Source organism: Kitasatospora sp. NPDC001603 (assembly GCF_040298365.1).
In the GTDB taxonomy this organism is placed as follows: Bacteria; Actinomycetota; Actinomycetes; order Streptomycetales; family Streptomycetaceae; genus Kitasatospora.
In genome coordinates this window covers 1-22,501 of sequence record NZ_JBEPAA010000092.1, presented here as the reverse complement: position 1 = coordinate 22,501, position 22,501 = coordinate 1, and the positions used below count along the sequence as shown (strand labels likewise).

At 73.3% G+C, this 22,501-nt stretch carries 16 protein-coding genes, 1 pseudogene and 1 riboswitch; of the genes and pseudogenes, 14 read left to right on the top strand and 3 right to left on the bottom strand.

The genetic code is table 11. The features are described 5' to 3' along the window. The first annotated feature begins 641 nt into the window (after positions 1 to 641). The 4 genes from mfd (at position 642) to ABT263_RS34305 (ending at position 7,583) form a co-directional block, all read left to right on the top strand. Positions 642 to 4,271, top strand: a complete 3,630-nt coding sequence (mfd, locus tag ABT263_RS34320) for a transcription-repair coupling factor (RefSeq protein WP_352296697.1) — start codon at positions 642 to 644, stop codon at positions 4,269 to 4,271. Between the two features lie 208 nt (positions 4,272 to 4,479). Continuing rightward, positions 4,480 to 5,091 (top strand): hypothetical protein, encoded by a 612-nt coding sequence (locus ABT263_RS34315; protein WP_352296694.1) that lies wholly within the window; start codon positions 4,480 to 4,482, stop codon positions 5,089 to 5,091. A 304-nt stretch (positions 5,092 to 5,395) separates the two neighbouring features. After that, entirely contained in the window at positions 5,396 to 6,850 is a 1,455-nt protein-coding gene (locus ABT263_RS34310) for a sensor histidine kinase (protein ID WP_352296691.1), read from the top strand. A gap of 7 nt (positions 6,851 to 6,857) precedes the next feature. Then, on the top strand, positions 6,858 to 7,583 hold the full coding sequence (locus ABT263_RS34305; RefSeq protein ID WP_352296688.1) for a response regulator: 726 nt from the start codon (positions 6,858 to 6,860) through the stop codon (positions 7,581 to 7,583). A gap of 141 nt (positions 7,584 to 7,724) precedes the next feature. On the opposite strand, the pseudogene ABT263_RS38980 reads toward ABT263_RS34305, so the two are convergent. Continuing rightward, a pseudogene (locus ABT263_RS38980) lies at positions 7,725 to 7,964 on the bottom strand (phosphatase PAP2 family protein); the annotation flags it as partial. A 49-nt stretch (positions 7,965 to 8,013) separates the two neighbouring features. On the opposite strand from ABT263_RS38980, the gene ABT263_RS34295 reads away from it, so the two are divergent. The 3 genes from ABT263_RS34295 (at position 8,014) to ABT263_RS34285 (ending at position 10,730) form a co-directional block, all read left to right on the top strand. Beyond that, entirely contained in the window at positions 8,014 to 8,181 is a 168-nt protein-coding gene (locus tag ABT263_RS34295) for a hypothetical protein (protein ID WP_352296706.1), read from the top strand. A gap of 443 nt (positions 8,182 to 8,624) precedes the next feature. Continuing rightward, a complete protein-coding gene (locus ABT263_RS34290; RefSeq protein ID WP_352296685.1) occupies positions 8,625 to 9,218 on the top strand; it encodes a hypothetical protein in 594 nt (197 codons plus the stop codon). A 492-nt stretch (positions 9,219 to 9,710) separates the two neighbouring features. Next, on the top strand, positions 9,711 to 10,730 hold the full coding sequence (locus ABT263_RS34285) for a nucleoside triphosphate pyrophosphohydrolase (protein ID WP_352296682.1): 1,020 nt from the start codon (positions 9,711 to 9,713) through the stop codon (positions 10,728 to 10,730). Between the two features lie 96 nt (positions 10,731 to 10,826). Here ABT263_RS34285 and ABT263_RS34280 read toward each other — a convergent pair whose 3' ends face one another. Next, positions 10,827 to 11,261 (bottom strand): SDR family NAD(P)-dependent oxidoreductase, encoded by a 435-nt coding sequence (locus ABT263_RS34280; protein ID WP_329489340.1) that lies wholly within the window; start codon positions 11,259 to 11,261, stop codon positions 10,827 to 10,829. 158 nt (positions 11,262 to 11,419) lie between these two features. Between ABT263_RS34280 and ABT263_RS34275 the strand changes: the two genes are divergently transcribed. From ABT263_RS34275 to ABT263_RS34245, 7 genes are all read left to right on the top strand, one after another. Beyond that, positions 11,420 to 12,694 carry a cytochrome P450 family protein gene (locus tag ABT263_RS34275; protein WP_352296679.1) on the top strand — a complete coding sequence of 425 codons (1,275 nt, stop codon included), beginning with the start codon at positions 11,420 to 11,422 and terminating at the stop codon, positions 12,692 to 12,694. Positions 12,695 to 12,968: 274 nt separating this feature from the next. Next, positions 12,969 to 13,141: riboswitch (cyclic di-AMP (ydaO/yuaA leader) on the top strand. Positions 13,142 to 13,146: 5 nt separating this feature from the next. Then, entirely contained in the window at positions 13,147 to 14,085 is a 939-nt protein-coding gene (locus ABT263_RS34270; RefSeq protein ID WP_352296676.1) for a transglycosylase family protein, read from the top strand. 255 nt (positions 14,086 to 14,340) lie between these two features. Further along, positions 14,341 to 15,627 carry a phosphopyruvate hydratase gene (eno, locus tag ABT263_RS34265; RefSeq protein ID WP_352296673.1) on the top strand — a complete coding sequence of 429 codons (1,287 nt, stop codon included), beginning with the start codon at positions 14,341 to 14,343 and terminating at the stop codon, positions 15,625 to 15,627. A gap of 143 nt (positions 15,628 to 15,770) precedes the next feature. Continuing rightward, entirely contained in the window at positions 15,771 to 16,256 is a 486-nt protein-coding gene (locus ABT263_RS34260) for an FtsB family cell division protein (RefSeq protein ID WP_352296671.1), read from the top strand. Next, on the top strand, positions 16,228 to 16,893 hold the full coding sequence (locus tag ABT263_RS34255) for a DUF501 domain-containing protein (protein ID WP_380390315.1): 666 nt from the start codon (positions 16,228 to 16,230) through the stop codon (positions 16,891 to 16,893). The genes ABT263_RS34260 and ABT263_RS34255 overlap by 29 nt, the downstream gene beginning before the upstream one ends. Then, positions 16,890 to 17,831 carry a Ppx/GppA phosphatase family protein gene (locus tag ABT263_RS34250; protein ID WP_352296668.1) on the top strand — a complete coding sequence of 314 codons (942 nt, stop codon included), beginning with the start codon at positions 16,890 to 16,892 and terminating at the stop codon, positions 17,829 to 17,831. The genes ABT263_RS34255 and ABT263_RS34250 overlap by 4 nt, the downstream gene beginning before the upstream one ends. A 428-nt stretch (positions 17,832 to 18,259) precedes the next feature. Further along, complete coding sequence (locus ABT263_RS34245; protein ID WP_329489347.1) at positions 18,260 to 19,633, top strand: NAD(P)/FAD-dependent oxidoreductase; 1,374 nt, start codon at positions 18,260 to 18,262, stop codon at positions 19,631 to 19,633. A gap of 200 nt (positions 19,634 to 19,833) precedes the next feature. On the opposite strand, the gene ABT263_RS34240 is transcribed toward ABT263_RS34245, so the two are convergent. After that, entirely contained in the window at positions 19,834 to 22,392 is a 2,559-nt protein-coding gene (locus ABT263_RS34240) for an ABC transporter permease (protein ID WP_352296666.1), read from the bottom strand. Between the last annotated feature and the right edge of the window lie 109 nt (positions 22,393 to 22,501).

Here is a 22,501-nt window from a genome sequence, read left to right as displayed (position 1 = left end):
GCCGGGGTGGTGGTCCGGTGGGTGGTGGCCGGGGGCGCGGTGCGGCGGGGAGCGTGGCCGGGGTGCGCGGTGCGGCGAGGGCGCGGAAGGGGGTGCGCGGTGCGGCGAGGGCGCGGAAGGGGGGTGCGCGGCGGGGGACGGGCGCGCGGAGCGGGTGCCCGCGCACCACGAAAGAGGCCGAGACCCGTGGCGCCCTCCAGGAAAGGGCGCCACGGTTCCCGGCGCTTGGGCGGGCGCCCCCACCCAGGGTCGCCCGGCCTCGCACCCCCGACCCCCATCGGGTGTGCGACTGTGCCTTCCGCAGCCATCCCCCACGGTTGGGTGCGGCGGGCACAGTCACCATGGTGCGCGATCTCCATGGACGGCCAGTGACAGGAGTATGTCCAGTTCGTGGCGGATCGCGGAGGCGGAGCCGCAGCGTGCGGCCGGTGCTTCGTCCCCGTCCGGGCGCCGGCCCGGTCCGGCCCCGCGCCCGCCGCACCGGTCCCGCGGCCCCGCCGGGCCCGTGCGCCGCGTGCGTGTCGGCCCTGCGGCGTAGGCTGGAGACCCCCGGCCGCTCGGCGCGCCGGGCCGTTCGCGTTGCCCCGGCAGGCTGGTGCCGCCCGGGCGGCACCAGCCACGGCACGAAGAAGAGACTCCTGATGAGCCTGACCGGACTGCTCGATGTCGTCGCGCGGGACGCGGCGCTCGCCGAGGCGATCGAGGCCGCGACCGCGATCGGTACCGCGGCCGGCGCTCGCCACCACCTGGACCTGGTCGGCCCGCCCGCCGCCAGGCCGTTCGCCATCGCCGCGCTGGCCCGGGCGATGGCCGCGCAGTCGGCCGGGGAGCGCGGCCGCCCGGTGCTGGCCGTCACGGCGACCGGCCGGGAGGCCGAGGACCTCGCCGCCTCGCTCCGCTCGCTGCTGCCGCCCGACACGGTCGCCGAGTACCCGGCCTGGGAGACGCTCCCGCACGAGCGGCTCTCGCCGCGCTCGGACACGGTCGGCCGCCGGCTGGCGGTGCTGCGCCGGATCGTGCACCCGCGGGCGGACGACCCGGCGGCCGGACCGGTGCAGGTGATCGTGGCCCCCGTCCGCTCGGTGCTCCAGCCGCAGGTCAAGGGGCTGGCCGAGCTGGAGCCGGTGGCCGTCCTGCGCGGTGAGTCGCACGATCTGGAGGCGGTGGCCTGGCGGTTGTCGGCAGCCGCCTACGCCCGGGTCGAACTGGTCGAGAAGCGCGGCGAGTTCGCCGTCCGCGGCGGCATCCTGGACGTCTTCCCGCCGACCGAGGAGCACCCGCTGCGGGTGGAGTTCTGGGGCGACGACGTCGAGGAGATCCGGTACTTCAAGGTCGCCGACCAGCGCTCGCTGGAGATCGCCGAGCACGGCCTCTGGGCGCCGCCCTGCCGTGAGCTGCTGCTGACCGACGAGGTGCGGGCGCGGGCCGCCGAGCTGTCCGCCCAGCAGCCGGGGCTGGCCGAGATCCTGGACAAGATCGCCGAGGGCATCGCGGTCGAGGGCATGGAGTCGCTGGCGCCCGTCCTGGTGGACGACATGGAACTGCTGATGGACGTGCTCCCGCTGGGATCGGTGGCCGTGGTCTGCGATCCGGAGCGGGTCCGCACCCGGGCCGCCGACCTGGTGGCGACCAGCCAGGAGTTCCTGCACGCCTCCTGGGTGGCGGCCGCCGCCGGCGGGGACCGGCCGATCGACCTGGAGACGATCGACGTCTCGGCCGCCTCCCTGCGCTCGCTCGCGGAGGTGCGCGAGCACGCCGCCGAGATCGGGCTCCCCTGGTGGTCGGTCAGCCCCTTCGCGACCAGCGAGTCCAGCATCAGCGAGGTGCTGGAGTTCGACGTCAACACGCTGACCCTGGGCATGCACGCGGTGGAGGCGTACCGGGGCGACACCGCCCGGGCCATCGCCGACGCCAAGGAGCGGCTGGCCGCCGACTGGCGGGTGGTCATGGTGACGGAGGGCCACGGCCCGGCCTCCCGGCTCGCGGAGGTGCTCGGCAACGAGGGCATCCCGGCCCGGCTGGTCGCCGACCTCGGGGAGGCGCCGACCAGGGACGTCGTCTACGTCGCCTGCGGCTCGATCGAGCACGGCTTCGTCGACGAGGCGCTCAAGCTCACCGTCATCACCGAGACGGACCTCTCCGGGCAGAAGTCCTCCACCAAGGACATGCGCCGGATGCCCTCCCGGCGCCGCAACGCGATCGACCCGCTGGCACTGGCGGCCGGCGACTACGTCGTCCACGAGGCGCACGGCGTCGGCCGCTACGTCGAGATGGTGCAGCGCACGGTGCAGGGGGCCACCCGCGAGTACCTGGTGCTGGAGTACGCGCCGGCCAAGCGCGGCCACCCCGGCGACCGGCTGTTCGTGCCGACCGACCAGCTGGACCAGGTCACCAAGTACGTCGGCGGCGAGGCCCCCACGCTGCACCGCCTCGGCGGCGCGGACTGGGCGAAGACCAAGCAGCGGGCCAAGAAGGCGGTCAAGGAGATCGCCGCCGACCTGATCAAGCTGTACTCCGCCCGGATGGCCGCGCCCGGCCACACCTTCGGCCCGGACACCCCGTGGCAGCGCGAGCTGGAGGACGCCTTCCCCTACGCGGAGACGCCCGACCAGCTGACCACCATCGCCGAGGTCAAGTCGGACATGGAGAAGTCCGTCCCGATGGACCGGCTGATCTGCGGCGACGTCGGCTACGGCAAGACCGAGATCGCGGTGCGGGCGGCTTTCAAGGCCGTCCAGGACGGCAAGCAGGTGGCGGTGCTGGTGCCGACCACGCTGCTGGTGCAGCAGCACTTCTCCACCTTCGCCGAGCGGTACGCCAACTTCCCCGTGACGGTGAAGGCGCTCTCCCGCTTCCAGACCGACAGCGAGGCGAAGGCCGTGCTGGAGGGCCTGTTCGAGGGCTCGGTGGACGTCGTCATCGGCACCCACCGGCTGTTCTCCTCGGAGACCCGCTTCAAGGACCTCGGCCTGGTCATCGTCGACGAGGAGCAGCGCTTCGGCGTCGAGCACAAGGAGCAGCTGAAGAAGCTGCGGGCCAACGTGGACGTGCTGACGATGTCCGCCACGCCGATCCCGCGCACCCTGGAGATGGCGGTCACCGGCATCCGGGAGATGTCCACCATCACCACCCCGCCGGAGGAGCGGCACCCGGTGCTGACCTTCGTCGGCCCCTACGACGAGAAGCAGATCTCGGCCGCCATCCGGCGTGAACTCCTGCGCGAGGGACAGGTCTTCTACATCCACAACCGGGTCGAGTCGATCGACAAGGCGGCGGCCCGGCTGAGGGACCTCGTCCCCGAGGCGCGGATCGCCACCGCGCACGGGCAGATGGGGGAGACCGCGCTGGAGAAGGTGGTCGTCGACTTCTGGGAGAAGGAGTTCGACGTCCTGGTGTCGACCACCATCGTCGAATCGGGCATCGACATCTCCAACGCCAACACCCTGATCGTCGAGCGCGGTGACACCTTCGGGCTCTCCCAGCTGCACCAGCTGCGCGGCCGGGTCGGCCGTGGGCGCGAGCGCGGCTACGCGTACATGCTGTACCCGCCGGAGAAGCCGCTGACCGAGACGGCGCACGAGCGGCTGGCCACCATCGCCCAGCACACCGAGATGGGCGCCGGTATGTACGTGGCGATGAAGGACCTGGAGATCCGCGGCGCCGGCAACCTGCTCGGCGGCGAGCAGTCCGGGCACATCGCGGGCGTCGGCTTCGACCTCTACATGCGGATGGTCGGCGAGGCGGTGGCCGAGTTCCGGGAGTCGCTGTCCGGCGCCGGCGAGCCGGAGGAGGAGCCGCTGGAGGTCAAGATCGAGCTGCCGGTGGACGCCCACGTGCCGCACGACTACGCGCCGGGCGAGCGGCTGCGGCTGCAGGCCTACCGCTCGATCGCGGCGGTCAACTCGGAGCAGGACATCCAGCAGGTCCGGGACGAACTGGTCGACCGGTACGGCAAGTTGCCCGAGCCGGTGGAGAACCTGCTGCTGGTGGCCGCGCTGCGGCTGTACGCCCGCCGGTGCGGCATCGCGGACATCACGCTGGCCGGCGCCAACGTCCGGTTCGGGCCGGTGGAGCTGCGCGAGTCGCAGCAGCTGCGGCTGAACCGGCTCTACCCGCGCAGCCAGGTGAAGGCGGCCGCCCAGCAGTTGCTGGTGCCCCGGCCGTCCACCGGGCGGATCGGCGGCAAGCCGCTGGTCGGGCGGGAACTGCTCGGCTGGTGCCGTGAGTTCCTGTCCGCGATGTTCGACGACCTGGCGGGGTCGAAGAAGTAGCGGCCCGCTCCGGCGGATGTGCGGCGGCGGTCCCGGGCGATGCGCCCGGGGCCGCCGCTCTCTGCCGTGCCGCGGATCCTCGTTCCTGACTCCTCGCCCTGGGACCGGGGCCCGGGAAGCCCATCGGCGGGTCGGTGCTGGACGGTACGGTGTGCGGGGTTCGTCCGTGCCGCGGCCGACCGCCGTCCTCACCCGCTCAGGAGCGCACATGTCAGGGCAGTACCCCAGGCAGTTCGGACCACCGCCCGGCGGCGCGTTCCCCGGTGGCCTGCCCCACGGCGGGGCGCCGGGCACGGTGCCGTACCCCGCTCCGCCGCCGCCCTCCCCGGCCCGGCGACCCGGGGAGGCGGCCGGGCCCTACGGGGTGCTCGGCCGGGTGCTGTGCGTCCTCACGCCGCTGGTGACGGTCGGCCTGCTCGGCATGATCCCCTCGCTGCTGCTGGCGGTCCGCCGCCGCCGGGCGTACGACATCCTCGGTGCGGCGGTGTTCGCCGCACTCTTCCTCACCTACCTGGTCTGCGCGGGCGTGGCCGGCGGCACCGGCGACGCGCCCACCGCGGACACCGTCGGCATGGTGGCCATGGTGCTGATGTGGCTCGGCGCACCGCTGCACTTCCTGGCGATGGACCTGCGCGCGGTCTGGGAGGCGGGCCGGCCGAAGGCGCCCGCCGCGGCGGCGTACTACCCGTCGCCCGCCGCACCGTACGGGCCGCCCGTGTCCGGCCCGGCCTTCCCGCAGGCACCGGTCTCCGGGTACGGCCCGCCCTTCGGGACCCCGACCCCGCCGCCCGCGCCCGGCTACGGGTACCCGGCCCCGTAGCCGACCCCGGTCCGGCCCGGGACCGCACCCGCGACCGGCGAGGAGCCACGCGAGCTGGGTGAACCGCTGCGCCGTCAGACCCCCTCCCAACCGCACCGCACCGCCAACACCCCACACCCTCCGACCCGCGCGCCGCTCCCTGGCCGCCGGCCGGTTGAGCTGGAGTGGGAAGTCGGCGGGTCCGACTTCCTGCGCGCGTGCAGCGTGAGTCGGGCGAGCAGCGTGGCCCGCTGGGTCGGCTCGCCTGGCCGGGTATGACTTTCGGCAGATTCGGTGCTGCTGCCCGCCTCCTACTGTCGTAGCCGTGAGGGTGAACGGTGAGTGGTGGAGCAGGTGGAGCAGGTGGCTCGACGGGGCGCTGCTGGTGGGTACGGCGGTGGCCACGGGGGCGTGCGCGGTGAGCATCTGGTGGGCGCTGCCCGCGATCGCCACGGCGTTCCTGGCCGGGTGGCGGACGGATCGCGTGCGGTGGGCCGTGACCGTGCTGGCCGCGGTCGTGGCGGGCGGGGTGACGGTGGCGTTGGCGGTACCGGCCTGGATGGTCCCGGGGACGTCCTTCCTCTCGCTGGTGGTCTGCGCGGGCATGGCGCCCTGGATGGCGGGCCGGTTCTGGCGGCAGTCCCAGGAACTGGTCCGGGCCGGCTGGGAGCGGGCGGAACGGCTGGAGCGCGAGCAGCAACTGGTGGCGGAGCAGGCCCGGCTGCGGGAGCGGGCCCGGATCGCCCAGGACATGCACGACGCCCTCGGTCATGACCTGAGCCTGATCGCCCTGCGGGCCGGTGCCCTGAAGCTGGCACCCGACCTCGCCCCGGCGCACCGGGAGGCGGCCCAGGAGATCCGCAAGGGCGCCGGAGCGGCCGTGGAACGCCTTGCCGAGGTGATCGGCATCCTCCGGGAGGAGACGGACGCGGCGGGCGAGGCCGCCCGGGGGCCCGCCGATGCGGGGGTCGCCCACCTGGTGGAGGAGGCGGCCGCCGCCGGTCTCCACGTCCGCCTGACGATGACGGGCCCGGTGGACGGTCTGCCGCGCGCGGTGGAGCACGCCGTGTACCGGGTGACCCAGGAGGCGCTGACCAACGCGGCCAAGCACGCCCCTCAGGCGAGGATCGGCGTGCGGGTCGCCCACACGCCGGAGGGCGTCCGCGTCCAGGTGGTGAACGGGCCGGCACCGGTGGGTCCGGCGGCAGCACCGGCAGCACCGGCTCCTCCGAACGCGGGCGGCCGTGGGCTGATCGGCCTGGCCGAGCGGGTCAGACTGGCCGGCGGCACCTTCCGGTACGGGCCGCGCGCCGAGGGCGGCGGGTTCGAGGTGCTCGCCCATCTGCCGCGCGCCGGCGCCGCCGTCACTCCGCCGCCCGGGCCCGCCCCGGTCTCCCCCGTCCGTGAACTCAGCCGCGCCCGCCGCCGGGTGGGCCGGATGATGGCGGCGACCGTACTGGTGCCACTGGTTACTGTGTTGGCGCTGACCGCCGTCCTGCGGGGGTGGACGATCTACACGGCCGGCCGTGCCGTGCTGGAGCCGGCGGACTACGCGTCGCTGCGGATCGGTCAGGACCGGGCGACGGTCCAGCGGTTTCTGCCTGCCCATCAGTTTCCGTACCATCCGTCCGTGGGGAACCCGCCACCCCGGGGAGAAGGAGTGACGTGCGAGTACTACGCGATCACCGCCGAGCCGTTCGACGACGACCGTTCCGGCGATGCGTACCGGCTCTGCTTCCAACGGGACGTACTGATCTCCTTGGAAGCGCTGATCGCGTGAGCGCCGGATGAGCCGCGGCGAGCGGGCCGCCGCCGGTACACCGATCCGGGTGGTGATCGCCGACGACGAGCCGATGGTCCGGGCCGGCGTCCGCGCCGTGCTCACCACCGATCCGGGGATCGAGATCGTCGCCGAGACCGGGGACGGCCGGGAGGCCGTCGAACTGGTCCGCCGCCACCGCCCCGATGTCGTGGTGCTGGACATCCGGATGCCCGGCACGGACGGCATCACCGCCGCCGGCGAGATCCGCCGCTCCGGCGCGGCCACCGGGATCGTCATGCTGACGACCTTCGGCGAGGACGACTTCATCCTGCGGGCCCTCGGCGGTGGCGCCAACGGGTTCCTGATCAAGTCGGGTGAGCCGGAGGAACTGATCGCCGGGGTGCGGGCGGTGGCGGACGGCGCCGCCTACCTCTCACCCAAGGTGGCCGCGCGCGTGGTCGCTCACCTCGCCGCCACCGGAGCCGGCGGGCCGGCCGACCGCCGTTCCGCCGCGCTTGAACAGGTGGCCGCGCTGACCACCCGGGAGCGGGAGGTGCTGACGCTGATCGCCGCCGGGCTGTCCAACGGGCAGATCGCCCGCCGGATCGGGGTGGTGGAGGGGACCGTGAAAGCCCATGTGAGCTCCGTCCTGGCGCGGCTCGGGGTGGCCAACCGGGCGGCCGCCGCCGTCCTCGCCCACGAGGCCGGCCTGACCACCGGTGGAGCGTGCGCGGGCGGTCCGCGCGCCTGACGGCCGCGCCGCCGCCAGCGGGCCCAGCACCCGTATCCCGACCGGCGATGCCACCGCCGCCGTGGCGAGCGGCAGGAGCGCGACGACCACCGCCGCCGTGATCGCCCCGCCGAGAACGGCCCCGGCGACCACGTCGTGCGGATAGTGCACCCCGGCGGCCACCCGCAGCGCGGCCGTCGCGACCCCGACCGGGACGACGAGCAGGGCCCAGCGCGGCCGCAGCAGGACCAGACCGGTCGCCAGGGCAGCGGCCAGGGTCGCGTGGTTGCTGGGGAAGGACCAGTCGCCCGGCGGCGGGCAGTGCGCGACGACGGGGTGTGCCGACAGCGCGTCGGGCAGGGCGTCGGGCAGGGCGCGGCAGGGCCGCTCCTCGTCGACCACGACCTTCAGCAGCTCGCTCGCCCCGTAGGCGAGGACGGTACCGAGGCCGGTGAGCGCGACCCCCGCGACCGCGTCGGCGGCGCGTCGGCCGCGGGCCGTCCACCAGCAGAGCACCAGCAGCAGCCCGAGCACCAGCAGCCCCGCCTCGCTGGCGGGCTCCAGCAGCGAGGCGAGCCGGGGCGGCGCGTCGACGACGACATCGGCCACCCGCCGGTAGCCGTCGGCGGACGCGCCGCCGGTCACCCGTACCGGCCCGCCGTGCCCGGCCCGCCCACCGCCCGTCGGTGCCAGCCACCCGACCACGGCGGTGCCCGCACCCAGCACCGCCACCGCTGCCGCCACCCGGGTGCCGGTCGCCCTCCTCGTCCCGACCCTTCCGGCCCCGACCGCGTCCGCCTCGACCGTCCTCGTCCTGACCGCTCTCTTCCTGGCCCTGTTCGTCATGGTCAGGACGGTAGGGGTGGCCGGGGGACCGAGGCCCGGGTCGAAAGGCAGGGGGAGACCTTGACGATCGTCGGGGTTGACGCCGCACGCCGGGTGAGCCGTTCGGGGCACGGTCCGCGCCGAGGGGGCCGGGCCGCCCTACCCTCGGGACACCGTCCGGCCGTTCGCGGGAAGGCGCCTCCGAACGCCTGCCGCCCCCCACCCCGGAGACCAGCCATGCACCGTCGGACCGCCGTCGTCGTCGGCGCCCTGCTCGCCGTCCCGACGCTGGCCGCCTGCGGGGCCGACGGGCTGACGCCGGGCACGGCGGCCGTGCTGGACGGCCGGCGGATCCCGGTGGCGGCCGTCGAGGCCCGGGTCGCGGAGCTGCGCGAGGTGGCCGGCGGCGCCTCCGCGGACGCCCGCCGACCGCCGGACGGACTGGTACGACGGGCCGTCGCGGACCTGGTGCTCGACGCGGTCGTCGCCCGCGCATTGGCCGACCGCGGGCTCGCGGTGGGCGGCGCGGAGGTGGCGGCGGCCCGGACGGCGGCGCAGGACCGGTACGGCGGTGCCGGCCCGCTCGCCCGCGTCCTGGCCGCCCGGGGTGTCGCCGGTCCCGGCGTCGACGACTACTTCCGTCGCGAGCTGAGCATCCGCCGCCTCGCCGCCGCCACGGGCCAGGACGCCGCCACCCCGGCGGGCGACCACACCGTTCGCCTCGCCCTGGCCGGAGCCGCCCTCCACCTGCGCGTCAACCCCCGCTACGGCACCTGGAACGCCGACCGGGTCGCCCTCCTCCCCGACACCCCGCCCTGGCTGGCCGGCTGATCCTCAGGCCCGACGAGCACAGGAAGTCGGACCGGCCGACTTCCCACTCCGCGCGCCGCGACCGGCACGCGCCCCTGCCGCCGCACGGGACGGGTGGCGGCCACCGGCCTGCCGCCGTCCTTCGAGCGTGGGGGCGGGGTCGGACCGGCACCCGGTTCTGCCGCTGCCCCTCTGTATCGGGCGGATCGGGCGGAGCGGGGGGATCGGGCGGAGCGGGGCGGTGGGGCGCGGCCGGTGCACGGGCCAGCCGTCGCCCTCGGGGCCGGGCGGAGTGCGGCGGTGGGGCCGGTCCGGTGCCGTGGCCCCGCCGCCTCGGGGGCCGGTGCCTGTCGCCCGTCGGGCCGGGCGGAGCGCGGTGCCGGACCCTGACCGGCACCCGCCCCCGGGCCGGGCGGTACCCGGTACGCGGCCTGACCGGCACCCGCCCCGCCGTCCCCCTGGCCGGGCGAAACGTGGAGGCGGGGGCCCACCGGGGCCGGGTAGGTTCGGGGTGTGACGAATCTTCCGGGCGCCAAGCTGATCCTGCTCACCACCACCCACCGGGTGGCTCCCGGCCTGCTGGCCTGGCCCGCCTGGGAGGCGCTGCGGTCGGCCGGGCGGGTGCTCGCCGGGGACGCCGCGCACCCGCAGCTGCCGGCGGTGCGGCAGGCGGGGGTCGAGGTGGAGGTGGTGGCGCCCGGTTCGGCGCCCACGCTCGCCCGGCTGCTGACCGGACAGCCGGCCGCCTCGGGGCCGACGGTCTGGCTGGGCAGCCCGGACGGCGACCCCGGGCTCACCGACGCGCTGGCGCGCCTCGCGGTCGAGCACGCGGGCGAGGTGCCCGAGATCGAGGTGCTGCCCGGTTCGTACGACCTGCCGGGCGCGCGGCTGCTGGACCTGGTCTCGGTGATGGACCGCCTTCGCTCGCCCGGCGGCTGCCCCTGGGACGCCGAGCAGACCCACGCCAGCCTGGTGAAGTACCTGGTGGAGGAGTCCTTCGAGCTGGTCGAGGCGATCGAGGAGGGGGACCGCGACACGCTCCGGGAGGAGCTGGGCGACGTCCTGCTCCAGGTCTTCTTCCACTCCCGGATCGCCGAGGAGCACCCCACCGACGCGTTCTCCATCGACGACGTGGCGGGTGACATCGTCGAGAAGCTGATGTACCGCCACCCGCACGTCTTCGGGGACGTCGAGGCCGAGGGCGCCGCCGAGGTGGAGGCGAACTGGGAGGCGCTGAAGGCCGCCGAGAAGTCGGAGCGCGAGTCGGTGCTGGACGGCGTGCCGGCCGGTCTTCCCGCGCTGGCGTACGCGGCGAAGCTGGTGTCCCGGGTGCGCCGGGCGGGCTTCACCGGTGTGCCGGACGCGGCCTACGAGCTGCCCGCGGAGCTCACGGCGGAGTCGGCGGGCCGGCTGCTGCTCGCGGTGGCGCAGCGGGCGTTCGACGCGGGGGTGGACGTGGACGCCGCGCTCCGGGCGGCCGCGCGCGGCTACCGGGACGCCGTGCGCGCCGCCGAGGGGCTCAAGCCCGAGTAGCCCCGAGGGGCCCCCGGAGCACGCCCGGGCCGAGATCCGCGCCCGGGCACGCCCGCACCGCGACCGCCGCCCGGGCCGCGACCCGCCGCGCCCCCGTCAGACCGCCGCCACGTCCTCCACCGCCCGGCGCTGCACCGGGACCACCTCGTCGACGACCTCGGCGATCGCCTCGCCGACCAGGGCGAGCAGCTCGGCCAGCCGCTCCAGGTCGAGGTGGTCCGGCAGCTCGGCGAGGGAGACGACGCGCTCGCCGCCCGGCCCGGCGACGCAGAACAGGTCGATCGGGCCGAGGTGCTTCTCGGTGGTGTCGACCAGGGCGGCGATGTCGCTCGGGCGGCGGATGTCGCCGCAGACGCCGACGACCGGGCAGCCCGGCCGGTCGAGTTCGGTGGCGAGGTCCTCGGCGATGCCGACCTGCTGGTCCGCGATGAGGACGCCGGAGGCGCCCGCGGCGGTGAACCGGCGGGCGAGGCCGGCTCCCGACCCGCCGGCGAGTACGGCGATGACCACGACTGCCCCGGTGACCCGCATGGTGCGCTCCTCCCTGTGGGCGGCTCCGCACCGGCGCCCACGCATTTTGCTTGCGGAGGATCGTAGGCAGGTCCTGACCCTCCGCAACAGGGATTACCCCTCAGGTGACCAGGCTCACGCCTGCCGCGCCGGGGTTCCCCACCGGATACGGTCGACACATGCCAGTTCAGCCCGATTCAGCCCGCCCGCCGCTCTTCACCTGGGAGTTCGCCGCCGACCCGTACCCGGCGTACGCGTGGCTGCGGGAGCACGAACCGGTGCACCGCACCACCCTGCCGAGCGGGGTCGAGGCCTGGCTGGTGACCAGGTACGCGGACGCCCGGCAGGCGCTCGCCGACAGCCGGCTCTCGAAGAACCCGGCCCATCACAGCGGGCACGCCCACCGCAGCGGCCGGGTCGGCATCCCCGGCGAGCGCCAGGCCAATCTGATGACCCACCTGCTGAACATCGACCCGCCGGACCACACCCGGCTGCGCCGGCTGGTCTCGAAGGCGTTCACGCCGCGCCGGGTGGCGGAGTTCGAGCCCCGGGTGCAGCAGCTCACCGACCGGCTGATCGACGGCTTCGCGGAGCGCGGCTCGGCGGACCTGATCCACGAGTTCGCCTTCCCGCTGCCGATCTACGCGATCTGCGACCTGCTCGGCGTGCCGGTCGAGGACCAGGACGACTTCCGGGACTGGGCGGGCATGATGATCCGCCACGGCAGCGGGCAGCGCGGCGGGGTAGGACGCGCCGTCAAGCGGATGCGCGCCTACCTGGCGGAGCTGATCCACCGCAAGCGGGCCGATCCCGGCGACGACCTCATCTCGGGGCTGATCCGGGCCAGCGACCACGGTGAGCACCTGACCGAGAACGAGGCCGCGGCGATGGCCTTCATCCTCCTCTTCGCCGGGTTCGAGACGACCGTGAACCTGATCGGCAACGGCACCTACGCCCTGCTGCGCAACCCCGGGCAGCGGGCGCTGCTCCAGGACTCGATCGCCCGCGGTGAGACCGCGCTGCTGGAGACCGGTATCGAGGAACTCCTGCGCTACGACGGTCCGGTGGAGCTCGCCACCTGGCGGTTCGCGACCAGCCCGCTGACCATCGGCGGCGTGGACATCCCGGTCGGCGATCCGGTGCTGGTGGTGCTCGCGGCGGCGGACCGGGACCCGGCGCGGTTCGCCGACGAGAACACCCTCGACCTGGCCCGGACGGACAACCCGCACCTCGGCTTCGGGCACGGCATCCACTACTGCATCGGTGCTCCGCTGGCCCGGTTGGAGGGGCGCGCGGCGCTCACCACCCTGCTCACCCGGTTGCCCGATCTGCGACTCGCCGCAAGCCCGGAGGAGCTCCGCTGGCGCGGTGGCCTGATCATGCGTGGACTGCGCGATCTCCCGGTGGAATTCACCCCCGAGAAGCCCTCCGCGGCACCGGTGGACGGGCTCTGAGCAAATCCGTCCGGCGGCCCCCGGCGGTGTCTCGATCTCGTCGTGCCGAGACCCCGACACGCTGACGGGGTGTCGCCGACACGCCCTGGCTGCAGGTATGAATCAGCATCAAACCGGACATAGCCCTGTCGTTGGTAGGCGATCGGCCACGCGCCGTAATTTATGTGTGATACCTGCGATATGAGCTTGTTATTGATGTGAGGATCTGTCTACCCTCCCTGGAGTTCGCAGCTGCGGACCTCGTGCGCGGAACGCCGAATCCTGCCCGCCGCGTTACGGGAAACCGACCAGAACCCTTGGGCAGGGGCGGGGGAACCAGGTTTGTTGCCGTCCCCCACGGCTTGGGGTGAAGCCGCCCGCGCGGGCAGAAGGCGTCCGCGTCGTGCGGCCGGGCCACCTCCCGGTCCGAACCCGACAGCTCACCTCGCAGGCGTGCGGAGAGGGACTTCCCCATGCTCTTCGTCGGAACCGGCCGTCACCGTCGTCGCACCCAGACCGAGAAGGCCATCGCCGTTGCCGGCGTGGCCGGCGTCGGACTCGCCCTGCCGCTCCTCACCGCCACCGGCGCCTCGGCCGCCCCGGCCTCGACCTGGGACGCGGTCGCCCAGTGCGAGAGCGGCGGCAACTGGGGCATCAACACCGGCAACGGCTTCTACGGCGGCCTCCAGTTCACCTCCAGCACCTGGAAGGCGTTCGGCGGCACCTCGTACGCGCCGCAGGCCCACCAGGCCAGCCGGGCGCAGCAGATCTCGGTCGCCGAGAAGGTCCTCGCCTCGCAGGGGCCGGGCGCCTGGCCGGTCTGCTCCCAGAAGGCGGGCCTGGCCAAGGGCGGGGCCGCGGCCTCGGTCGACACCTCCTCGGACGCCGAGCCGACGGCCGCCGCCAAGCCGGCCCAGTCGAAGCCCGCGCCGAAGCCGGCGCAGAAGCCCGCGCAGAAGCCGGCCCAGAAGCCGGCCCAGCAGCAGGCTCCGAAGCCCGCCGCCCAGCAGCCCGCCCAGCAGGACGACCGGGCTCCGGGCTTCGCCGGCCAGCCCGGCTGGGACGCCGACGCGAAGGTCTTCTGGTACCAGAGCGACGGCGCCTGGTACTGGACCAGCCACCAGAGCGTCTACCAGCAGTACGCCGGTCAGCAGGCCGCCCAGCAGACGAGCGGGTACGCGGGCCAGGACAGCCGCCCCGCCGCCGCCCACGGCGCCCCGGCCGCGGCCGCTCCCGCCGCCCAGCAGCGCGCCGGGCACGGCTACACCGTCCAGTCCGGTGACACCCTGTCGACGATCGCCGCCGCCCAGGGCGTCGACGGCGGCTGGCAGACGCTGTACGACGGCAACCGCGGCACCGTCGGCACCGACCCCAACCTGATCCTCCCGGGCCAGCAGCTCGACCTCGGCTGACCGCCCGTGTGGTGACTCCCCGTGCGGTGACGCCACGAAGGGGGCCGGTTCGGCCCCCTTCGTCCGCATCCGGCCGCATTTCGTGGGACAACCAGGTGAACTACCGGTGGGTAGCCCGGCCACACGCTGAGACGGGACCGAGGTCGACGTGGTCCCGGGAGCCCGTGCGGTTAGGCTCTGGTCGTAACGACTCCGCAACCATCCGGCCGACAGCACCCATCGTCAGCCGAACCTGCTTCCGCTAGGAGATGCCTCGTGCCGTCCATCGATGTCGTCGTAGCCCGTGAGATTCTCGACTCGCGTGGCAACCCCACGGTCGAGGTCGAGGTCGGCCTCGACGACGGCAGCACCGGCCGTGCCGCTGTCCCGTCGGGTGCCTCCACCGGTGCCTTCGAGGCGCTGGAGCTTCGCGACGGTGACAAGAACCGCTACTTCGGCAAGGGCGTGGAGAAGGCCGTCCTGGCCGTCATCGAGCAGATCGGCCCCGAGCTGGTCGGCTACGACGCCACCGAGCAGCGCCTGATCGACCAGGCCATGCTCGACCTGGACGCCACGCCGGACAAGTCCTCGCTCGGCGCCAACGCGATCCTGGGCGTCTCGCTCGCCGTGGCGCACGCCGCCTCCGAGGCCAGCGACCTGCCGCTGTTCCGCTACCTGGGCGGCCCGAACGCCCACGTCCTGCCCGTCCCGATGATGAACATCCTCAACGGTGGCTCGCACGCGGACTCCAACGTCGACATCCAGGAGTTCATGATCGCTCCGATCGGCGCGGAGTCCTTCTCCGAGGCCGTCCGCTGGGGCGTCGAGGTCTACCACACCCTCAAGGGCGTGCTGAAGGAGCGCGGCCTGTCCACCGGCCTCGGCGACGAGGGCGGCTTCGCGCCGAACCTGGACAGCAACCGCGAGGCCCTGGACCTCATCACCGAGGCCATCCAGAAGGCCGGTTACGTGCCCGGCCGGGACATCGCGCTCGCCCTGGACGTCGCCGCCTCCGAGTTCTACCAGGACGGTGCCTACCAGTTCGAGGGCAAGGCGCTCTCCGCCGCCGAACTCATCGAGTACTACGCCGAGCTCGTCGCCGCGTACCCGCTGGTCTCCATCGAGGACCCGCTGGACGAGTCGGACTGGGACGGCTGGAAGGCCATGACCGTCAAGCTGGGCGACAAGGTCCAGCTGGTCGGCGACGACCTGTTCGTCACCAACCCGGCCCGCCTGGCCAAGGGCATCGAGACCGGCACCGCCAACGCGCTGCTGGTCAAGGTGAACCAGATCGGCTCGCTGACCGAGACCCTGGACGCCGTCGAGCTGGCCCAGCGCAACGGCTACCGCTGCATGATGTCGCACCGCTCCGGTGAGACCGAGGACGTCACCATCGCCGACCTCGCCGTCGCCACCAACTGCGGCCAGATCAAGACCGGCGCCCCGGCCCGCTCCGAGCGCGTCGCCAAGTACAACCAGCTGCTGCGCATCGAGGAGATCCTCGACGACGCGGCCGAGTACGCCGGCCGCGGCGCGTTCCCGCGCTTCCGCGCCGCCGAGTAGTGGCCGCGCGGCCGAGCAGTCGTCGGCCCGGGCCCGTCACGAGGGCCGATCGCGCCCAGTAGCGCAAGCCTGACCGGTGCCCCGCCGTCCACCCCGTAGGGTGGACGGCGGGGCACCGTCGCGATCAGGAGGGGACACGGGAGATGGCAGGCTGGAGGATCCCGGGCTTTGCCGCCCGGCCTCGCTTCACGAGCCGGGCGACCGTCCTCGTCCTGGTGCTCTGCTCCCTGGTCGCGATCCTGGCCTACCCGACCAGGCAGTTCATCTCCCAGCGTTCCGAGATCTCCGCCCAGCGGGCGAAGGCCGAGCACGCCCGGCAACAGGTCGAGCAGCTGCGCCGGGAGAAGACCCGCTGGCAGGACCCGGAGTACGTCAAGGCGCAGGCCCGCAGCCGGCTGCACTACGCGATGCCGGGGGAGACCCCGTACATCGCGGTGGATCCGGCGGGCCCGCGCGCCACCCAGTCCTCCGCCGTCCCGCCCGCCCCCTCCGACGGCGCGGCCAAGGCCGCCAAGCCCTGGTACGCGAGCGTCTGGGACTCGGTGGACGCCGCCGACACCGCCGCTCTCGCCCCGCCCTCTTCACCCGCCCCTGCCCCTGCTGGAGCCAGCTCCCCCCATGACCACTGAGAACCACCCCTCCGTCTCCGACACCGACGTCGCGGCCATCGCCGCACAGCTCGGCCGGGTCCCGCGCGGCCTGCGCTCGGTGGCGCACCGCTGCCCCTGCGGCAACCCGGACGTCGTGGAGACGGCCCCCCGGCTCGCGGACGGCACGCCGTTCCCGACGCTCTACTACCTGACCTGCCCCAAGGCCGCCTCGCTGATCGGCACGCTGGAGGCGGACGGCGTGATGAAGGAGCAGACCGCCCGGCTCGCCGAGGACCCGGAGCTGGCCGCCGCCTACCAGAAGGCGCACGAGGACTACATCGCGCGCCGCGACGCCATCGAGGTGCTGGAGGGCTTCCCCAGCGCCGGCGGCATGCCGGACCGGGTGAAGTGCCTGCACGTGCTGGTCGGCCACTCGCTGGCGGCCGGCGAGGGCGTCAACCCGCTCGGCGACGAGGCGATCGGCATGCTGGAGGACTGGTGGGCCAAGGGCCCCTGCGTCTCCCCCGACGAGGTCGAGGCCGCCGGCGAGCGGGTCGCGAGGAACCGCGCCAAGCAGCAGGACCACGAGGCCGTGATCGCCGCCAAGCAGCAGAAGGCCGCCGAACGCGCCGCCAAGCGGGCCGCGCAGGAGAATGCCGAGGAGCCCGACGCATGAGTGTCACTCGGGTCGCCGCGATCGACTGCGGTACCAACTCGATCCGCCTGCTGGTCGCCGACCTCGATCCGGAGACCGGGGCGATCACCGACCTCGACCGCCGGATGGTGATCAACCGGCTGGGTCAGGGCGTGGACCGGACCGGCCGGCTGCACCCGGACGCGCTGGCCCGCACCTTCGCGGCCTGCCGCGAGTACGCCGAGGTGATCGCCGGCTTCGGGGTGGCCCCGGAGCGGACCCGCTTCGTGGCCACCAGCGCCTCGCGGGACGCCGAGAACAGTGACGAGTACGCCAAGGGCGTGCGCGACATCCTGGGCGTCGGGCCCGAGGTGGTGAGCGGCGAGGAGGAGGCGCACCTCTCCTTCGTCGGCGCCACCAAGGAGCTCACCCGCGGCCAGTTCCCGGCGCCGTACCTGGTCTTCGACCTCGGCGGCGGCTCCACCGAGTTCGTGCTCGGCGCCGAGGACGTCCGGGCCGCCCGCTCGGTCGACATCGGCTGCGTCCGGCTGACCGAGCGGCACTTCGGCGGCGCCGAGCTGCCCTCGGCGGAGCAGGTCGCCGAGGCGCGGGCGCACGTCCGGGCCGAGCTGGACAAGGCCGAGGAGGTCGTCCCGCTGACCGGTGCGGCGACGCTGGTCGGTCTGGCCGGGACGGTCACCACGGTGTCGGCGATCGTCCAGGACCTGCCCGGGTACGACTCCGAGCGGATCCACCACTCGCGGATCACCCGCGAGGACGTGGCCCGGATCGCTTCCGAGCTGCTCGCCGCCACCCACGCCGAGCGTGCGGCCATCCCGTCGATGCACCCGGGCCGGGTGGACGTCATCGCGGCCGGCGCGCTGGAGCTGCTGGAGATCATGGAGCGGACCGGCGCCGCCGAGCTGGTCGTGAGCGAGCACGACATCCTGGACGGCATCGCCTGGAGTATCGCCTCCTAGCCCGGTGCGGGGCTTACCGACCCGGCCCCGGAACCCCTTCGGGGGGTCCGGGGCCGGGGCGCGCCCGGGGCCCTGCGGGAAAGTTCGTGAATTTCTTCACATGGCGATCCAGCCATTCGTCGCGCTGACCGGTCCGCTACGTCCGAAATGTGGGACCGAAGGCCTGTCCGTCGTGTCGCCCGCTGGATCGCAGGTGACGCCCCCGTACGGGTTTGAAAATCGAAATCACGCGCGGGAACCCAGGCGTGCCATGGATCGTTGCTGCTCAGCAGGGCCGTTCGGGTCCATGGCCTCACGGGGAGGCGGGGAGGGCTGTGAGACAGCTCCCCGGGGCCGAGAAAGTGGCCGCGAAGTGTAGCACAGGGTGTCCAGGAGCTTGTGACCGGCCTCACGAAGGCTGCTCCGGACGGTGCTGGATACTTTCGGATATGAGCACCACGGAGCGTCCTCGCATCCTCATTGTCGGCGGTGGTTACGTCGGCCTGTATGCCGCGATGCGCATCCTCAAGAAGATGCGCTATGGCGAAGCGACCGTCACGGTCGTCGACCCGCGGTCGTACATGACGTACCTGCCCTTCCTCCCCGAGGCGGCCGGCGGCAACGTCGCGCCCCGCAACCTCGTCGCGCCGCTGCGCAGCGCCCTCAAGAAGGCGGAGGTGCTCACCGGTGCTGTCACCGGTGTGGACCACGCCCGCAAGGTCGCCACCATCCAGCCGGCGGCCGGCGACTCGTACGAGCTGCCCTTCGAGTACCTGGTCGTCGCGACCGGCTCGGTCTCCCGGACCTTCCCGATCCCGGGTCTGGCGGAGCACGGCATCGGCATGAAGACGGTCGAGGAGGCCATCAGCCTCCGGAACCACGTCATGGCGCAGCTGGACAAGGCCGAGTCCACCACGGACGAGGCGATCCGCCGCAAGGCGCTGACCTTCGTCGTCGTCGGCGGTGGCTTCGCCGGTGTCGAGACGATCGCCGAGATCGAGGACATGGCGCGCGACGCCGCCAAGATCTACAAGACCGTCAGCCGTGACGACATGCGCTTCATCCTGGTGGAGGCGGCCAACCGCATCCTCCCGGAGATGGGCCCGGACCTCGGTCTGTGGACCAAGGAGAAGCTCGAAGAGCGCAACATCGAGATCTACATCGAGACCTCGATGGACTCCTGCGTCGACCAGCACGTCGTGCTGAAGAACGGCGTCGAGGCGGACGCCTCCACCATCGTGTGGACGGCGGGCGTCAAGCCCAACCCGGTGCTGGCCAACTTCGGCCTCCCGCTGGGCCCGCGCGGCCACGTGGACACCGCCCCGACCCTGCAGGTCAAGGGTTTCGACTACGTCTGGTCCGCCGGCGACAACGCCCAGGTGCCGGACCTCGCCGCGGGCGAGGGCGCCTGGTGCCCGCCGAACGCGCAGCACGCCGTCCGGCAGGCCGCCGTCCTCGGCGACAACGTGATCTCGGGCATGCGCGGCTTCCCGCAGGCCGAGTACAAGCACAAGAACCTCGGTGCGGTGGCCGGTCTCGGCCTGCACAAGGGCGTGGCGATCCTCTTCGGCAAGTACAAGCTGAAGGGCCGTCCGGCCTGGTGGTTCCACCGCCTGTACCACGGCGCCATGGTCCCGACCATGAACCGCAAGGTCCGCGTCTTCACCGACTGGACGCTGGCGGTCTTCCTGAAGCGCGAGGCCGTCGGCCTGGCCCAGATGGAGAAGCCGTTCGAGGCGTTCCAGGAGGCCGCGGCGCCCGCGCCGAAGCCGGTCGAGGCCGCCAAGCCGGCCGCCGACAAGGAACTCGCCAGCAGCAAGTAAGCGACTGAGATCCCGGTGTGGGAGCACCGGGAAATGAGTCGGAGGCCCTCCGCCCGGCAGCGTCGCCGGACCACGACCTCCGTGGTGCTCAGCCGGCCGTGCGACCGGGCGGAGTACAGAAGTAGCGAAGGACCCCCACCGAACCCTCCGGTGGGGGTCTTTCCGTGTCCGGCGCCGGTGCGGTGCCCGGCGCCGGTGGGTCAGTCGGTCTTGATGCTCTCCAGGATGTCCAGCTTGGACGCCCGGCGGGCCGGCCAGATCGCGGCCACCAGGCCGACCAGGCCGGCGAGCACGAGGAAGAGCAGCAGCTGGCCGTAGGGGAGCGCCGTGGTCAGGCCCGCCATGCTGGACTTCAGGGTGCCGAGGATCCCCCAGGCCGTGTAGCAGCCGAGCAGCACGCCGATGCCGGCACCGAAGACCGAGATCACCACCGACTCCAGGCGGACCATGCGCTTGATGCCGCTGCGGTCCAGGCCGATCGCCCGCAGCATCCCGATCTCGCGCTTGCGCTCGAAGACCGACATGGCCAGCGTGTTGACCACACCGAGGACCGCGACCAGCACGGACATCGCCAGCAGCCCGTACATCATGTTCAGCGCGATGGTGATGATCTGGCTGAAGTCGTCGCGGACGTCCTGCTTGGACTTGACCTCGATCACCGGGTTGGCGCCGGTGGCGTCCTTGAGCGCCTTCTTGAGCGAGTCGGTGGCACCGTCGGCGCCCTTGACCAGGACGTCGCTGATGTACGGCGTGGGCTCGTGCTTGACGATCTCGCTGTTGGCCAGCACCACCGGGCCGAGCATGCCGCCCGACTCGTAGACGCCGCCGACGGTCAGCCGGCCCGTGGACTGGTCCGGGTAGGTGACGGTCAGGGTCGAACCGGTGGTGACGTTGTTCTTCTTGGCGACGTCCGTGTCGATCAGGGCCTGGCCCTGGGCGAAGCCCGCGGTGGATCCGCTGGTCAGCTTGACGGAGACGAGCTGGTCGAAGCTGGCCGCGTCCAGGCCGCTGATCGACTTGTTCGTGCCGTTCAGGTCCCAGTAGACGGTGGTGAGCGGCGAGGAGGCCGTCACTCCGGCGGTCTTGGCGACCTCGGCGGGGACCTTCGGCGACAGGCTCATGTCGTTCGCGGTCGAGATCAGGTAGTCGGCCTTCATCGAGCTGGTGACGGCCTTGTCGAGGGCTCCGCCGACCGAGGCGCCGATCACCGTCAGGCCGGTGACCAGGGTCAGACCGATGGTGAGGGCGGCGGCGGTGGCGGCGGTGCGGCGCGGGTTGCGCACCGCGTTCTGCCGGGCGAGCTTGCCGGGCGTACCGGCCAGCTTCCCGAGCACCGGGCCGACCAGGGCGATCACCGGGCGGGAGAGCAGCGGCAGCAGGATGAAGACGCCGATCAGGGCGACCCCGGCGCCGAGGGCGACCGGTGCGCGGCCGTCGCCGTTGCCGGTGGAGGCGCCGTAGGCGACCAGCGCGCCACCGCCCGCGGTGAGGACCGATCCGATGATGTTGCGGACCAGCAGGCTCTTCTGGCTGGTCGGCTGGTCGCCGCTGCTCATCGCGGCCACCGGGGCGATCCGCGAGGCGCGGAGCCCGGGCAGCAGCGCGGAGAGGACGGTGACCAGGACGCCGACCACCAGGGTGACCACCACGGTCAGCGGCTTGACCACCAGCGCGCCGGTGGGCAGGCCGTCGTTCAGCGAGTGGACGGCGGACTGCAGCCCGGCGCCGATCGCGATGCCGACCACCAGGCCGGCCGCGGCCGAGAGGGCGCCGATCACCAGGGCCTCGATCAGCACGGACAGGGTGACCTGCTTGCGGCTGGCGCCGATCGCCCGCAGCAGGGCGAGCTCCTTGGTGCGCTGGGCGACCAGCATGGTGAAGGTGTTGGCGATGATGAAGATGCCGACGAAGAGTGAGATCCCGGCGAAGGCGAGCAGCATGGTCCGCATGCCGTCGGTGCTGCTCGTGATCATCTTCTGCTCGTCGTCCTTGAGCTGCTGACCGGTCTCGGCGTCGAACTGCCGGCCGGCCGGGAGCTTCTGCTGGGCCTCGGCGAGCAGCGCGGCCTCCGTGGTGCCGGGCTTGGCGGCGAGCACGACGCTGCTGTAGCGGCCCGGCTCCAGCAGCAGCTGCTGGGCGGTGGCGCGGTCGAACAGGGTGAGCGTGCCGCCGGTGTTCACCACCGGGTCGTCGGTGGTGAAGACGCCGGTCAGCTTCGCCTCGGCGACCGGGCCGTTGGAGGCGATCCGGACGGTGTCGCCGACCTTGTAGCCGCCCTTCTCGGCGGTCCTGCGGTCGAGGGCGATCTCCTGGGCCTTCGTCGGGCCCTGACCCTCCGCCATCGGGTAGCGGACGTCCTTGCCGTCCGCGCCGGGCGCGAAGTTGGCGCCCTTGGCGGTCCAGGCCTGGCCGATCAGGTTGCCGCTCCGGTCGGCGACGCCGGTGAAGCCGCTGACCACGCCGCGGGCCGAGGCGGCCCCGGGGAGCGCGCCGAGTTGCTGAACGGTGGCGTCGGTCAGGGTGGCCGTGCTCGTCTCGCTCTTCTCCCGGGCGGAGGCGGAGGAGCCGGCCGACCGGTCGACGATCTGGACCGACACGTCGGAGTAGCTCTTGGAGTTGCTGTCCTGCATGGCCTTGCCGAAGGTGTCGGAGAAGACCATGGTGCCGGCGACGAAGGCGGTGCCGAGCATGACGGCGAGGGCCGTCATCAGGAGTCGGCCCTTGTGGGCCAGCACGTTGCGCAGTGCGGTGCGGTACATGGGGTGTCCTGAACTCTGCGGAGGGGCGGGCTGCTGTCGGCGGGGGGTCAGCTGGTGCGGCCCTTGGCGTCGAAGCGGCGCATGCGGTCCAGGACGGTGTCGGCGGTGG

Coding starts and splice junctions, on each gene's coding strand:
- mfd (WP_352296697.1), top strand. CDS start 642: ATGAGCCTGACCGGACTGCTCGATGTCGTCGCGCGGGACGCGGCGCTC.
- ABT263_RS34290 (WP_352296685.1), top strand. CDS start 8,625: ATGCACCGTCGGACCGCCGTCGTCGTCGGCGCCCTGCTCGCCGTCCCG.
- ABT263_RS34250 (WP_352296668.1), top strand. CDS start 16,890: ATGAGTGTCACTCGGGTCGCCGCGATCGACTGCGGTACCAACTCGATC.
- ABT263_RS34240 (WP_352296666.1), bottom strand. CDS start 22,392: ATGTACCGCACCGCACTGCGCAACGTGCTGGCCCACAAGGGCCGACTC.
- ABT263_RS34275 (WP_352296679.1), top strand. CDS start 11,420: ATGCCAGTTCAGCCCGATTCAGCCCGCCCGCCGCTCTTCACCTGGGAG.
- ABT263_RS34270 (WP_352296676.1), top strand. CDS start 13,147: ATGCTCTTCGTCGGAACCGGCCGTCACCGTCGTCGCACCCAGACCGAG.
- ABT263_RS34305 (WP_352296688.1), top strand. CDS start 6,858: ATGAGCCGCGGCGAGCGGGCCGCCGCCGGTACACCGATCCGGGTGGTG.
- ABT263_RS34260 (WP_352296671.1), top strand. CDS start 15,771: ATGGCAGGCTGGAGGATCCCGGGCTTTGCCGCCCGGCCTCGCTTCACG.
- ABT263_RS34315 (WP_352296694.1), top strand. CDS start 4,480: ATGTCAGGGCAGTACCCCAGGCAGTTCGGACCACCGCCCGGCGGCGCG.
- ABT263_RS34280 (WP_329489340.1), bottom strand. CDS start 11,261: ATGCGGGTCACCGGGGCAGTCGTGGTCATCGCCGTACTCGCCGGCGGG.
- ABT263_RS34245 (WP_329489347.1), top strand. CDS start 18,260: ATGAGCACCACGGAGCGTCCTCGCATCCTCATTGTCGGCGGTGGTTAC.